This is a genomic window from Spirosoma endophyticum (assembly GCF_900112365.1).
GTDB lineage: Bacteria > Bacteroidota > Bacteroidia > Cytophagales > Spirosomataceae > Spirosoma > Spirosoma endophyticum.
This window is the reverse complement of record NZ_FOLQ01000004.1, coordinates 446,357-460,549: the sequence shown is the minus strand read 5'-3', so window position 1 is coordinate 460,549 and position 14,193 is coordinate 446,357. Positions and strand designations below refer to the sequence as shown.

Sequence of the window (14,193 nt, the reverse complement as noted above, 5' to 3'; positions counted from 1 at the left end):
CGACAAGTCATTCAGCATATGAGTTAAACGTAATAACCTTATGAAATACATTTATATCGTTTTCTGCCTGTACTGTAGTTTCTTTCTACTACAAGCCTGCGGAGATAAGATAGTGCCCTATAGCCCACTTGGTGACTGGACTATCAAATCTGAATTTGAAGGAACCGCCCGCAGTTCGGCGGTTACGTTCACGATTGGCAATCTCGCCTTTATCGGAACGGGGGTCGACAGCAGAAACCAACCGCTTCGGGATTTCTGGACATACGATCCTGCACAGAATGCTTGGACGCAGAAAACCAGTTTTCCGGGCGAAGCACGTAGTGAAGCCGTTGGTTTTTCGGTTGGGTCAAAAGGGTATGTCGGCCTGGGTATCAATGGGAAGAGCAGTCTGCTTCGTGATGTATATGAATATGACCCAAACGCAAACGCTTGGAAACGCGTTGCCGATTTTGGTGGTTCAGCCCGGCGTTCGGCGGTTGCGTTTACGATGAGCGGGATGGGTTTCGTAGGTACCGGTTCTGATGGCAACGATCAGCGCGACTTCTGGGCATATAACCCCGCTGCCGACACCTGGGCACGCAAGGCTGATTTTGGTGGTAGCGCACGTACCGGAGCGACTACGTTTGTCATCAACAACCTTGCCTACCTGGGAACTGGTATGTCAGATGCCATCAGTCAAAATGATTTTTGGGCGTATGATTCCATGAAAGATTCGTGGCTCGAACGTCACAGCCTTCCAGCTACAGCCGCCCCCCGAGCCTATGGCGTAGGTTTTGCCATTAAGGGAATAGGCTATATAATGACAGGTTCCTGTGATACTACGGTTTGGGTCTATGATCCGACCAATGATTCCTGGATGACAAAAACTCCTTTTGAAGGGGCTGTCCGGACGAAGGCCGTTGGGTTTGCCATTAGCTCAAAAGGGTACGTAACGACTGGTTTAAGCGATAAAACCGCTTATGATGACTTGTGGGACTTTGATCCTGACCTGTAACGGGCAAGCCTTGCCGATTTCAGACATTGAGGGTATATTTACGACTATTTTTCGTTACATAAGCTATACTTTCTTCGGCAAACTGACTTGTTAACCCAACTATATGGAAGCTACCATTCCTGAGCCTATCCCACAAAAAACACTGCTAGGCCATCCAGTAGGCCTTTTCGTTCTGTTTTTCACCGAAATGTGGGAGCGGTTCAGCTACTACGGCATGCGGGCTATCCTGCTGCTGTTCCTGATTGACAATGTTCGGGGTGGAATGGGCCTTAACGAAGCTGACGGAGCGGCTATCTACGGCATTTACACGGCGTCCGTTTATCTTCTCTCGTTACCCGGTGGCTGGATTGCCGATAATCTGCTAGGGCAACGTAAGTCCATCTGGTATGGTGGCTTAGTGATTATGCTCGGTCATATCATATTGGCCTTTCCGTCGGGACCGGGCTTATTTTACAGTGGGTTATGTGTTGTGGCCCTCGGGACAGGTTTGCTCAAACCAAATATCAGTACAATCGTTGGCGAACTGTATCCCGAAGGTGGGGCTCGTAAAGACGCGGCTTTTTCGATCTTTTATATGGGAATCAACACCGGTTCATTACTCGGAATTTCGGTGGTAGGCTATCTGGGTCAGAAAGTGGGCTGGCACTATGGTTTCGGAGCGGCTGCGGTAGCGATGGGGCTTGGCCTTATTACATACCGTACACTCGGACAGCGTTACCTGGGCGATCGTGGTCAGTACGTAGCGCAGGCACAAGCCACTGAAAAACAGACGTCAAGCGGAAATCGCTCATTGCTGGTATTTCTGGTATTTATAGTGGCACTAATGGCGATTTTGCAACTGACGGGCGTATTGGACCTGACTACTGCACAGGGCCTGGCCAGAGCGATGGGCACTATCATTTCGCTCATAGCAGTCAGTTATTTTACGTATATTCTGGTTGCGGGCGGGCTGGATAGCACAGAGAAAAAGCGGGTAGTCGTTTTATTTATATTCTTTGTGGCATCAGCGCTGTATTGGGCGGGTAATGAGCAGCAAGGCTCCTCGCTGCAAATTTTTGCGGATCGCTACACGGATCTGGTATTTTTTGGCTGGCAGATTCCATCAAGTTGGTTCCAGAATCTCAATCCTGCGTTTATCCTGATTTTTTCGCCGGTAATGGCCTCATTATGGATTTTTCTGGCCAACCGAAAGATCAGTTTTCCAGTACCGGCCAAGTTTGCTGTTTCGCTACTGTTGTTGGGGGTAGCCTACGTAGTGATGGTATTTGCAGCTCACGTAGCGCTGACTGGCGTACGTACGTCACCCCTGTTTTTAACATTTACGTACCTGTTTTTTACCGTTGCCGAACTGTTCCTGAGCCCGGTAGGACTGAGTGCATTTTCCAAGCTGTCGCCCAAACGGTATAGCAGCCAGTTGATGGGTCTTTGGTTTGTAGGTTCGTCGCTGGGCAACCTGATTGCGGGCTTGTTTGCTGGCGGCTTTGACGAGAAAAATGTTCAGCAAATGCCAAGTATGTTTCAGAGTGTAGCTGTGTTTGCGCTGGTAGCGGGCTTTGTACTGCTTCTCTTTACAAAGCCATTGAAGAAATGGATGGGGGGAATCGATTGATTAGCTGTAGAGTACTGAAACTACATCAGCTATAATGTATCCTACATCTTTCTTTAGCCGCCCGCTTTTTTTGCCTTATATCCATTACCAGTAAGCCACGTCAGCACCTTATCGCGGTGGTCGCCCTGAATTAGGATTTCGTGGTCTTTACTTGAGCCGCCTGCCCCACAGGCGGCTTTTAGTTGTTTACCCAGTTCAGCCAGATCCTCGCTGGTGCCGATGAAGTCGCGTACGGTCGTCACTACTTTGTTGCCGCCCATCTTGACCAGCCATATTTTGAGATTTTGTTGGGCTGGGGGCAGCGTTTCAGCTTCGGGCATTTCGTTGGATTCGTATCGGAAATTCGGGTCGGTAGAATACACGACACCAGCGGCATTGCGATTTTTCTTGCTCATCACGAACGGTATATAGAGCAAAAATAACGTCTTTCCGTCAATCATTGAGTACGCATTCCTGTGGCGCGCCACCATTTCTTGACCCGATGGCCTAGCCATAGCCAGAATCCCGATAAAATCACGGCTGGAAGGATAACAAATTTCACCGCAAAAGCCGGTACGGGGAGCGACGCGACTGGTCCATAAATGTAGCCAAGAATTGGAATGCTGGCCAGTATATGAAACCAGCGAATGATTTTACGTTCGGTAGCGGCTTTCATCAGATTGGTTAGCTAAAGTTCCATTAATTGCCGGACGGCTTCGCCATACGTACTGCCCGTGGTGAGTTTCGTTCCTTTTTTATCACTCATCGCCAGAAGAAACTTACCGTCGAAATGCCGATGGACTTCCGCAATTCTATGCCGGTTCACGATGGCCGACCGGCTGACCCGCACGAACATATCGGGTAACTTCTCGTCGAGCGTTGTTAACGTATAGGTCGTTAAAAATTTTTGCCCGTCCATTGTGGACAGAAAGACGTACTTGTCTTCGGCTTCAAAATAGGCAATGTCGGTGAGGGGAATCAACTTGATTTTCTCGCCCGTTTTGACCGAAATGGAATAGATTTCTTTCTTCGGCTGCATCTGAGCCAGTAGCCGCATTACGTTGTCCGTCATCGGATTTGTAGCTGGAGCCGCGTCCGTACGTTCAGCCAATGTCCTGATTTTCTGCGCGGTTCGGGCCAGTCGATCCGATTCAATTGGTTTTAGTAAGTAATCGACGGAATTCTCTTCAAAGGCCCGAATGGCATATTGATCGAAGGCGGTGGCAAAGACGACCATCGGCATAAATGTCACTTTCGATAACATTTCGAAGCCATTAAGCAAGGGCATTTCAATGTCTAAAAAAATTACGTCGGGTCGTTCGGCTTCAATTAGGGTTAAACCTTCGGCTCCATTCGAGGCATCGCCTATGATTTCAAACGTATCGCTGTGTTTATTTAGTAATCGACGTAATCGGCTGACGGCCAATGATTCATCGTCGATAAGGATGGTTCTTAAAGGGAGTGGCATAAGGCGTTTTAATTAGCGTCGGGTGTTATCGTGGAGGGCGTACTCCTGACTTTCGTCATAAGAATAGACAATAGAATCTGTTTGAGCGGCCAGTTCTGAAGTTCAACGCGGGCATCTTCGCCATACAGCAATTTAAGTTTGTCCTGAACGCTGCGAAGGCCATAACCGCCGTTCATATCATCGGGGAAAGCCGGGCCATTATCATGGACACAGAGGTTCAGTTCGCCGTTTTTCTCATAAATCCGGATATCGATACGTCCTGCGTCGGCTCGTTTGGCAATGCCGTGTTTGATCGCATTTTCGACGACGGGCTGAAGCAGAAACTGAGGAAGTCGTAGTTCGTTGAGCGCTGGATCAGACACCTCGACACTAAACACAAGCCGGTTGCCAAAACGAACCTGCTCTACCTGTAAATAGGTTTTAACCATCTCCAGTTCGTCGGCCAGCGAGGCAAATAATTCACCTTCACGCCCAGTTGAATAGCGAAAGAGTTTCGACAGCAGGAGCGTCATTTCTTCGGCTTTATCGGGATCTTCATGTACCAGACTGGCAATGCTATTCAAGGCATTGTATAAAAAGTGCGGATTGATTTTGGCCTGCAATGCATCCAGTTCAGCGCGTGTTTTGAGCTTCTCCATATTGAGCAACTGAAATTCCTGCTCAGAGAGCTTTCGGGTTAGCTGACGGCCCTGTAGTAGGACATACAAAAATATGTTGGCAATCAGCAGGTCACCGAACACATAAAAATACCAGGGGGCCGTATCGGCGATACCTTCCGGCCGCTTGGCCAATGCCTCAATATACTCTTTGCCTAGCGCTACGTAAAGGCCCTGATTGATGATAAAATAGCTGATCATAACGGCAAAAGTGATGACCGCATGCCGTTGCCAGCCGGACTGAAACTGACGAACCAGCCAACCGGATAAGGCCCATGTCAATAAAAAGACGACGGCTCCATCCGTCATATTCTGCACAATCAGGAACCGATACAAACCGGCCAGAAGCGGATCTTTGTCTTTCGCAACCCAGATCAGGTGCGTAAAATAGATGATGGCATTGCAGCCATAAATCAGCAGGGCGCCCAATAAAGACCCAATGAGCGTTCCCCAACCGGGTTTTTGCAGGATGGTTGTTAGGGTGATCGGCTCAGGTCGGGTTGGCGTGTCAGGTCGGTATTTGGTTCGTCCAGCAAAATTGAACGTAGCACCTTCTACATTGGCACCCGTTAAGTCGACCCCTTCCAGCGCCGAAAAATTCAGGTTTGCTTCGAACAGATTGGCGTCTCTAAAATCGGCTCCGTCAAGATTTGAAAAACTTAGGTTAGCCTGCCGCAGGATAGTCCCCCGAAAGTTGGCGCCTTCGAGGTTTGAAAAACTCAGGTCAGCCTGCGTGAGGTCGAGGCCGCTGAAGTCGAAACCCGACAGGTCTGATGCCTGCATTTTAACGCGACGGCCGTTTTTGCCGATAGTGCCGATAAGTTGCTCGCGAGTCATGGTTTTTTTAGTCAATAGTCGTAAGTCGGTAATGGTCAGTCAATAGGAGTTACCGACTGATGGCTGTCGACTATTAGTTACACGTAGCCAATATGGGTTTACTATCTTTTTGGCCCCACAGGGGCGGAAAATCGCTACCTGATGTAAACGTAGCAAATTTTTCGACGGCCTGTTTCAGGACTGCGCAAGCCATCGCACGACCATCGCCAAATTGCTCTGACTGCGTCCAAATTGCTCTACTGGCTGAGAGGGACATAACGGTAAAAAAAACGAGAGTTTTCAATGAGTTTGACTGATTAGTAGATAATTACTTGCTTTTGAATGCCATGAGAAGACGCTGAAATAAGCCCGGTTTCTGAACGCGACAGTTGTGAAACGCCCGTACTTTCCAGCCGTCGCCCGTTTTGATTAGGACCGTCGTCTGGATGGATAGCCGGTCAATTGGTGGTTTTTTCTGGAAACGTAGTTGGATGGTGCCGGTTGAATGAATGAGCGCAATTGCATCGCTCAGAAAAGCGATTGTGGGCGGCTCTGAACCGGCGTGCAGGATTGAGCCTTTCAGCGCCCAGGAATTGAACAGATCATGGTGTATTTGCTGGTTCTCCTGCCGCCCCTTTATATGCTGTCCAGTAAATGTAACGTAGTCGCAATCTTTGGTTAAACACTGCCCAAATGCCACTGCATCACCCGTGTTCCAGGCTGTTGCCAACTGAGAAAAAATTTGCTGAATGGCCACTTCGTCCTGATCGAGTATTACGTCTGTTTTCATAGGCGTGTCTTTAGGGGCGCTGATTCACAATTCATTAACTTTTACTTTTTTGGTCAAATCGGGGTAAATCGCTTTTATGACGTATCGACGGTTCGGTTGCTGGATTGGATGGGTTAAAACTAGTGTCATAAATCGCCCGTGACGTTCATTTTCCGACGAATCCCGCTACGTGTGGAGTGAAATCGGGTGAGGGAGAGATGAAGTTATTTCGTAGTATTGGCAGACTAAACGCTACGTTGTTTTTATGGCCAGTACCCGCGAGACGCTTCTTGCCCGCATTCGACAGAACAAACCTGATCTGGTGCCATTGCCCGATGTGCCAACATTCGTAAACGAAACCGACGATTCATTCGCCCGTTTTCGGGATGCCCTGGCTTTTGTTGGTGGCAAATTGATGGAGTTAAAGGCTGGGGATTTACTGGAAGAACAGCTTCAATTGGCCTTCCCCGATGCACAACGTATAGCATCCTCCAGGCCCTTATCACGGCTGAGTCTCACACCCATAGGTCCGGAAACGGGAAAAGACGTACTGGAACAGATTGACCTGGCTATCCTGAAAGGTGAATTTGGAGTTGCCGAAAATGCGGCTATCTGGTTGCCTGAGCCCAACATGATGAATCGCTCATTGCCATTTATTACGCAGCATTTGGTGTTGGTTATCAACCGTAGTGATCTTGTGCCGAATATGCACGTAGCCTACCAGCGCATTGACCGAAAATCGCTTACCTACGGCGTATTTATTGCGGGTCCGTCAAAAACGGCCGATATTGAACAATCGTTGGTCATCGGTGCCCACGGTGCCCGCAGCCTGACAGTTGTGTTAATATCTGATTCGGTGGATTAACATTTGATTGGCTATTTACGTTGTTAGTGACGTAATTAACTCTCTGCATCCCTTGACTACTACGTTGATTACTTTTCCTCTTTCTATTGGCCAATTACGTCCCTGGCGTGAGGGGGACGAGGAATCATTGGTACGCCATGCCAGCAATAAACTTATCTGGAACAACGTCCGTGACTTTTTCCCGTATCCCTACACGCCCCGCGATGCGCACGCCTGGGTGCGCTCAAACAAATCATACCAGCAACCGAATAACCTGGCTGTTGAGATTGATAATCAGGCGGTGGGGAATATTGGCTTTACCGTTAAGGACGATATTTACCGCTATAATGCCGAAATCGGCTACTGGCTGAGCGAAAATTATTGGGGGCGGGGAATTATGACCGAAGCGCTGCCCCTTATGACCGATTATATCTTCCAGAATTTTCAGGTTAATCGCATTTTTGCCTGCGTACTGGAAGGCAATATAGGCTCGATGCGGGTGCTCGAAGCGGCTGGTTATCAGCGCGAAGCCGTCCTGCGAAAGGCTGCGGTCAAAAACAACCAGTACCTGGACGAATACATTTTTGCGATGCTCCGCGCTGATCATCGGGAATTGAAATTGACAGTCAGTCGATATTGACAACCAGGCTATTTGTCGGCCTGTTGCCCGTATCTACATTGACTATGCTCTAATTTTGTGGTTATTTTGCCTAAATCTTCCCGCTTCAGCGGACCCTTATTCATGCCGAGGATAGTCATTGCTATTGACGGGTATTCAAGTTGCGGAAAGAGCACAACTGCTAAAGCCGTAGCGTCTCAGATGGGCTACGGCTACATTGATACGGGTGCTATGTACCGCGCCGTCAGCCTGTTTTTTTTGCAGGAACATGTTGCTCTTTCCAACAGTAGAGAAGTGATAGCTGCGCTGGATAACATCCACATTGCGTTTAAGCACAACAATCGAACGGGTAAGAACGAAACCTGTTTAAATGGCCTGAACGTGGAGGAGGAAATTCGGAAAATGTATATCTCCAATATCGTCAGCGAAGTAAGTGCTATTCCCGAAGTGCGTTGGGCCATGGTGGCGCAGCAGCAAAAAATGGGCCGTCGCCGGGGGGTTGTCATGGATGGCCGCGACATTGGCACCAAAGTCTTTCCGAACGCTGAAGTAAAGGTATTTATGACGGCCGATGTCTACATCCGGGCCAAGCGCCGACAGCAGGAGTTGCTGGCAAAAGGTGAAATGATTAACCTGGAGGATATTATCCAGAACCTCGAAAAGCGCGATCTCATTGACACGACCCGTGCCGAAAGCCCACTTGTGCAGGCGCCTGACGCGATTCTGCTCGATACGTCCCATATGACTATAGAAGAGCAGGTAGAATGGGTTATTGAGCTAGCCGACAGGCGGTTGGCAGAACTTCACCGGAAACGGTCAAGAGTAAAAGTAGAGGAAGAATAACCGCTGCTGCAACATTCACTTTCTTCATTTTAATCCATGACTGCCGACTTTCTGATTGTAGGGCAGGGGGTGGCTGGGTCGGTACTGGCCTGGACCCTTGACCAACGCGGGTGTTCGGTATTGCTGGCCGACGATCCTGCATTGCCATCGGCTTCGGGGGTGGCGGCAGGCATTGTGAACCCACTCACGGGTCGTAAGCTCGTCCGTACCTGGAAAGCTGACGATCTATTCCCCTTTCTGCAACAATTTTATACCGACATTGAGCAAAAACTCAACGTTCGCTTCTTTCACCCGAAAAACATTTACCGCCCCTTTCGGTCAGCGCGCGAACAAACGGATTACCTGGCACTACTGGAAGATCCGGCGACAAACGCCTACGTATCAGACAAGGTTGATGATCAGCTTTATAGCGACTGCATTACTAATCCATTTGGCGGCCTGGAGGTAACGCAGGCCGGGTGGCTCGATCTGACGGAATTTGTTCGGGTGATCAAGGGCTATTTTATGCGGAAAAACCAATATTTTGAAGGCCACATAGCCGTTGATGACCTGCACATCCGCGATACGAAAGTAGGCTGGAAAGACATCGAATTTGGTACGGTTATTTTTTGCGATGGCGTGATGGCCCGCGATAACTCCCTATTCGACTGGCTTCCCTACAATCCGGTTAAAGGTCAGATTCTGACGGCCGTAGCTGATACGTATTCAATTAAAAACATTGTCAATCAGGGTTTATTTATTCTGCCCGTTCGCGATGGATTGCTGAAAATTGGCGCTACCTACAGCTGGCATGACCTGGATTGGGAAACAACTGACGATGGGCGCGAGTTTTTAGAATCGAAAGTCCGCGCGATTCTGAAAGTGCCGTATCAGATTGTGGCACAGCAGGCAGGTATCCGTCCATCGACCAAAGACCGGCGACCGTTTGTGGGCATTCATCCAACGCATCCAACAGTTGGTATTTTTGGGGGAATGGGCACAAAAGGCGTGTCGCTGGCACCTTATCTGGCCGAACAGTTTTCCCGGCATCTACTGGATGGTGAAGATTTGAACCCCGAAGCGAATATTAGCCGCTGTGTTTCGTTATAGTTACACAAATCAGGAGCGTGGACGCCGGGCGTCAGATTAATCAAATTTTATTCGTTATTTAGTCAGTATTCAAGCCTGTGGTACCGGCTTATCGGTAATCGTCTTGTTATGCGAAATCAATACATTTTGTTGTTGGGCCTTTGGCTGGGCGTCCTGGGCGTAGCCACAGCGCAGAATTACCCGTCGCTTGAGCGATTTGGTAAAAATCGTATTCAGTATCGTGACTTCGAATGGAAAATCATTCGAACGTCAAATTTCGAGATTTACTACTATCAGGATGGCACGCAGATTGCCAACCTGACGGCTCAGTATGCTGAGTCGGAGTTTGATCGGATTACGGAATTTCTTGGCTACACCCCATACAATCGGGTCAAGATTTTTCTTTTCAACTCCCCATCCGAACTGGCCCAAAGTAACATTGGTATCAATTCTCAGGGTGGCTTAAGCCGACATGAACAGGACTTGTCAAAGTCTCGCATTGAGCTGGCGTTTACAGGCGATCAAATCAGCTTTCGGCGGCAAATTGTGCGCGATGTCTCGATGCTGTTTGTGTACGATATGCTCTACGGCGGTAGCCTGAAAGACGCCCTTCAAAGCTCGCTGCTGTTGACCTTGCCCGATTGGTTTATGCCCGGTATTGCTTCGTACATTGCTCAGGGTAACAGCCTGGAACTTGACGACTACATGCGTGACATGTCGATTACGCATCCGATCAAAAAAGCGTCTATACTGGCAGGTTTGTCGGGTACCGAAGCCGAGCGGGTTGGGCATTCGATCTGGAACTATATCGTTCAGCGCTACGGCCGCGATAACGTATCGAACATTTTGAACCTGACGCGCATCATCCGCAATGAGGAAAAAAGTATCACCAGTACGTTAGGTGTACCTTACAGTCGGTTCCTACGCGAATGGCGTGAATACTACGCAGGAATGGCCAGTAGCGTATCGCAGGCATACCAGAGCGGCACCGACGAGTTTCAGATGAAAGTAAGCTCGGCCGATGATAAATCTTCGCTTATCAGTTTGAAACTAAGCCCCGACAAACAGTTCATCGCTTACAGTATTCTTCGCGACGGTAAATTCAATGTTGAGGTTGTCAATACAACGAACCGTAAAAAGACAACGGTCCTGTCGGGAGGGTATCGGCTCGATGGGCAGGCTCGACCCACCTGTACACCCTTGCTGGCTTGGCAGAAGGGAAATAATCTGCTGGTAATAACTGATGAGTTAGGGCAGACAAATCTGTATCAGTTCACCAACTTTGAGAAGCGGCCCAAGCAGGAATTCAAGCGAAAAGTCAATGGATTATCGCAGGTGGTCTGGATGGACGCATCGGAAGACGGTGGTAGTCTGGTTCTGAGCGCCGACCGAAAAGGACAGAATGATTTGTTTCTCTATAGCATCAACCGGGGATCGTATCAACAGCTCACTAATGACCTGTACGACGATTTATATCCCTCGTTTGTCGGACGTACTGCTCGTCAGGTTGTATTCAGTTCAAACCGGAAAGAAGATACGCTTGGTGTTGACAAAGGATCGTACCGATCCATCCGCGACCAAATGAGCTTGTTTACACACGAAGGCAGCGCCCGGGATTTATCGGTTGTCCGGTTGACGGATTCACTTTCGCACTCGACCCAGCCGATCCCCGCCAGCGAAACAACCATTTATTTTCTGAATGATGTCAATGGTATTCGGAACCTGTATCGGCTGGAAACCGAATCAAAAGCTATCAGTCAGGTAACAGCTTTTCCGCAAAGTATCCGATTGTATGACCTAAATCCGACCAACGGAAGTTTTGTGTATAGTAGCCTGAAAAATGGTGACGAGTACATCGGATTTCGTTCAAAACTCGATGTATCGCAAACGTTAAATACACCGCCTACGCAACGGGCCGCTGCCAGCAATCGCCTGAATGGAACGAGTGCCGCCCGGGCTGGTCAGACGAAAGCTGACACGACGATACAACCCAATCGGACACCAGCCGACTCAAGTGCCGCCGGACGCAACGTAGCCGCTGGAGCGAAATCCGAATCCATCAAAAAGATGGCCTTAGAGCCTGGTGAAGTCGATACGGACAATTATCAGTTTGATGCCGACGTAGTAAAAGCAACCGAATATCGTCAGCGTCGTTCCATTGTAGGTGCGTCGCCCGGTGTGATAACGGCACCACCACGCACACGCCGTCGGGAAAACATCACCATTCGTGGGCCGTTTGATTACAAAGGTACATTTGGTATCAATGATGCCCCTTCCAACTGGCGTATTGATCCCATCAAGGGCTTCGGCTATTCACAGGAAGTGACCATGACGGACTTGCTGGAGAACCATGTACTACGTGCCGGTGGATTCATTAGTTTGACCAATACGCTGCGTAACAGCGACTTATTTGCTGAGTACACCAACCTGACCCACCGGATTGATTATGGAGCCCGCGTTGATCGCCAGACGCTGTTTGTTGATGGGGCAGGACTTCTTCAAAAATACCGGTACAACCGTTTTGCGCTGTCGGCTTCATACCCTATTTCGGTTAATAGCCGCGTAACGGTGTCGCCTTTTTATGCGATGACGCGCCTGGTCGATCTGTCGTCTTTTGCCGAGCCCGACCACGTTTCTGACTACGCGGGTGTGCGGGGTGAGTTTGTGTTCGACAATACAAAGCTTAATCGGATGAATATGCCGCTGGGCACAAAACTCAAACTTCGTTACGAAGAATATTCAGGTCTACGATCTTCGTCACAGAGTTTCCGACGGCTCTCGCTTGATTTGCGGCACTACCAGAAAATTCATCGTGATATTATTGTAGCCGCTCGTTTTTCGTTCAGCCAGTCGGGGGGAGCAGCGCCGAAGCAAAGCACGCTTGGTGGTATGGAAAACTGGATTAATAACCAGAAGGAAGCTACTGCTACCAATCCGCTACAAATACCAAGTATATCCCAGAACGAAATTCGTTATGATTACAGCAATGTTTTCTTCCTTGATTTCGCGGCACCACTACGTGGATTTAACTGGGGGAAATTGACGGGTAACAGCTCGATGCTCTTGAATCTTGAGTTGCGCCTTCCCGTGATTCAATACCTATATCGCGGTAACGTAACGTCCAACTTTCTGCGTAATCTGCAGTTGGTTGCCTTCTCGGATATTGGAACTGCCTGGACGGGCAGCGGACCGTTTAGCCAGCAAAATAGCCTGAATACGGAGATTGTAGGAGGAGGAAGTATTCCCTTCCGGGCTGTGGTAACGAACTTCAAAAACCCATTCCTGATTGGGTACGGCGCTGGCGCACGAACCATGATCTTCGGCTACTTTGTCAAATTCGACTATGCCTGGGGTCTTGAGGATAAAACGGTTGGGAAACCTATTGCTTACCTGACATTAGGTTACGATTTTTAATTCATCAGTAGCGCGTTTGTTGTAAGTTGCAGCGGTATAACCGACAACAAACGCGCTGGCTTTTGGCTGGCGTACCCCCGTTTCCATGCGATACGTCTCCTTTAATTCTCTTACTTCTTTTCTGACTGCTTGCTTTGTGCTGCTGTTGATGAGCCAACGTGCTCAGGCACAGAAGGAAGTATTGTACTCTCAATATTTACAGAATACGCTGAGCATCAACCCCGCTTATGCCGGAAGCCGGGAGTCGTTTCATTTGTCCGCCAATCTTCGCCGTAAATGGATCAGCGTTCGCTATGCACCTATCACGCAGTCTGTTTCTGCCGATGGTGCCGTTGCCAGCGGTCGGGTTGGATTAGGATTCCAGGCGCTGAATGATCGAATGGGATTATTTACCGCGACGGGTGTATACGGGAGTGTAGCCTACCGCTTCAATATGCCCGCACTGGCCAAACTGTCCATTGGTGTTCAGGGGGGCGTCAGCGTACTTCCAGTTTACGATTTCACGACGGCGACGAGCCTGAACCGGGCTGTTAGTAGTTTTGGTGTCGGCGTTTATTATCAGTCGGACCGATTTTTTGCGGGCCTGTCAGCGCCCGAGTTAAGTACGCAGAATCTGAATTACTCGTCACAGTTTGCGTATAGCGGTATTCGACCAATCATGTTTCAGGTTGGAGCGCCATTTGAGATTGACGAAAATGCCATCCTGATTCCGTCGATCCTAATCTCAAAAATACCTGACCGGCCCATGGGGTTTGATATAAACCTCCGGTTATGGCTGAATGAAGAGGTTGGTTTTGGACTGTCCTATCGGCAAAATAGTCCTGGCCTTATCTCGACAAACTACGTACAGGCATCGGCTGAGTACCAGCTGACAAAATCCATTCGGCTGGGCTACATTTTTAATTCCAGGACGCCCGAAAGCCCGAATTCAATGCTGTATGACCAAAACAGTGTTCACGAAATCATGCTACGTTTTTCACCGAACCTATTGAAATTTACCTATTAATCAACGGACATATGGCTTTCTGGCTGAGACATTGAAAAAAATGGTAATTTAGGCGATTAGAAACGTAACTAAATGTCTGTTTGAAACCATACGATGAGATTTCCAGGG

14 protein-coding genes are annotated in these 14,193 nt (G+C 48.9%); 8 read left to right on the top strand and 6 right to left on the bottom strand.

Features of this window, described 5'->3' with window-relative positions:
* The first annotated feature begins 40 nt into the window (after positions 1 to 40).
* Positions 41 to 994, top strand: a complete 954-nt coding sequence (locus BM202_RS13880; protein WP_245776660.1) for a Kelch repeat-containing protein — start codon at positions 41 to 43, stop codon at positions 992 to 994.
* 103 nt (positions 995 to 1,097) lie between these two features.
* Positions 1,098 to 2,603 (top strand): peptide MFS transporter, encoded by a 1,506-nt coding sequence (locus tag BM202_RS13875; RefSeq protein ID WP_093826982.1) that lies wholly within the window; start codon positions 1,098 to 1,100, stop codon positions 2,601 to 2,603.
* A gap of 53 nt (positions 2,604 to 2,656) precedes the next feature.
* Here the strand turns inward: BM202_RS13875 and BM202_RS13870 are convergent, their stop codons facing one another.
* The 6 genes from BM202_RS13870 to BM202_RS13845 all read right to left on the bottom strand — a co-directional run bounded on the left by BM202_RS13870 (position 2,657) and on the right by BM202_RS13845 (position 6,312).
* A complete protein-coding gene (locus BM202_RS13870) occupies positions 2,657 to 2,998 on the bottom strand; it encodes a translation initiation factor (RefSeq protein ID WP_093827278.1) in 342 nt (113 codons plus the stop codon).
* A gap of 41 nt (positions 2,999 to 3,039) precedes the next feature.
* Complete coding sequence (locus BM202_RS13865; RefSeq protein WP_093826980.1) at positions 3,040 to 3,258, bottom strand: hypothetical protein; 219 nt, start codon at positions 3,256 to 3,258, stop codon at positions 3,040 to 3,042.
* Positions 3,259 to 3,270: 12 nt separating this feature from the next.
* Positions 3,271 to 4,050 carry a LytR/AlgR family response regulator transcription factor gene (locus BM202_RS13860; RefSeq protein WP_093826978.1) on the bottom strand — a complete coding sequence of 260 codons (780 nt, stop codon included), beginning with the start codon at positions 4,048 to 4,050 and terminating at the stop codon, positions 3,271 to 3,273.
* A gap of 8 nt (positions 4,051 to 4,058) precedes the next feature.
* Positions 4,059 to 5,543 (bottom strand): histidine kinase, encoded by a 1,485-nt coding sequence (locus BM202_RS13855; protein WP_093826976.1) that lies wholly within the window; start codon positions 5,541 to 5,543, stop codon positions 4,059 to 4,061.
* A gap of 73 nt (positions 5,544 to 5,616) precedes the next feature.
* Positions 5,617 to 5,799, bottom strand: coding sequence for a hypothetical protein (locus tag BM202_RS37225; protein ID WP_093826974.1), 183 nt, complete (start codon positions 5,797 to 5,799; stop codon positions 5,617 to 5,619).
* A gap of 51 nt (positions 5,800 to 5,850) precedes the next feature.
* Positions 5,851 to 6,312, bottom strand: coding sequence for an SgcJ/EcaC family oxidoreductase (locus BM202_RS13845; protein WP_093826972.1), 462 nt, complete (start codon positions 6,310 to 6,312; stop codon positions 5,851 to 5,853).
* A gap of 244 nt (positions 6,313 to 6,556) precedes the next feature.
* Between BM202_RS13845 and BM202_RS13840 the strand changes: the two genes are divergently transcribed.
* From BM202_RS13840 to BM202_RS13815, 6 genes are all read left to right on the top strand, one after another.
* The gene (locus BM202_RS13840) at positions 6,557 to 7,156 is read left to right on the top strand and encodes a LutC/YkgG family protein (RefSeq protein ID WP_093826970.1); all 600 of its coding nucleotides are present in this window, start codon (positions 6,557 to 6,559) and stop codon (positions 7,154 to 7,156) included.
* A 64-nt stretch (positions 7,157 to 7,220) separates the two neighbouring features.
* The gene (locus tag BM202_RS13835; RefSeq protein WP_093827276.1) at positions 7,221 to 7,775 is read left to right on the top strand and encodes a GNAT family N-acetyltransferase; all 555 of its coding nucleotides are present in this window, start codon (positions 7,221 to 7,223) and stop codon (positions 7,773 to 7,775) included.
* A gap of 102 nt (positions 7,776 to 7,877) precedes the next feature.
* The gene (cmk, locus tag BM202_RS13830; RefSeq protein WP_093826968.1) at positions 7,878 to 8,597 is read left to right on the top strand and encodes a (d)CMP kinase; all 720 of its coding nucleotides are present in this window, start codon (positions 7,878 to 7,880) and stop codon (positions 8,595 to 8,597) included.
* Positions 8,598 to 8,633: 36 nt separating this feature from the next.
* Positions 8,634 to 9,686, top strand: coding sequence for an NAD(P)/FAD-dependent oxidoreductase (locus tag BM202_RS13825; RefSeq protein WP_093826966.1), 1,053 nt, complete (start codon positions 8,634 to 8,636; stop codon positions 9,684 to 9,686).
* Between the two features lie 108 nt (positions 9,687 to 9,794).
* Complete coding sequence (locus BM202_RS13820) at positions 9,795 to 13,079, top strand: hypothetical protein (protein ID WP_093826964.1); 3,285 nt, start codon at positions 9,795 to 9,797, stop codon at positions 13,077 to 13,079.
* Positions 13,080 to 13,164: 85 nt separating this feature from the next.
* Positions 13,165 to 14,085, top strand: a complete 921-nt coding sequence (locus tag BM202_RS13815) for a PorP/SprF family type IX secretion system membrane protein (RefSeq protein WP_093826962.1) — start codon at positions 13,165 to 13,167, stop codon at positions 14,083 to 14,085.
* Positions 14,086 to 14,193: the final 108 nt, after the last annotated feature.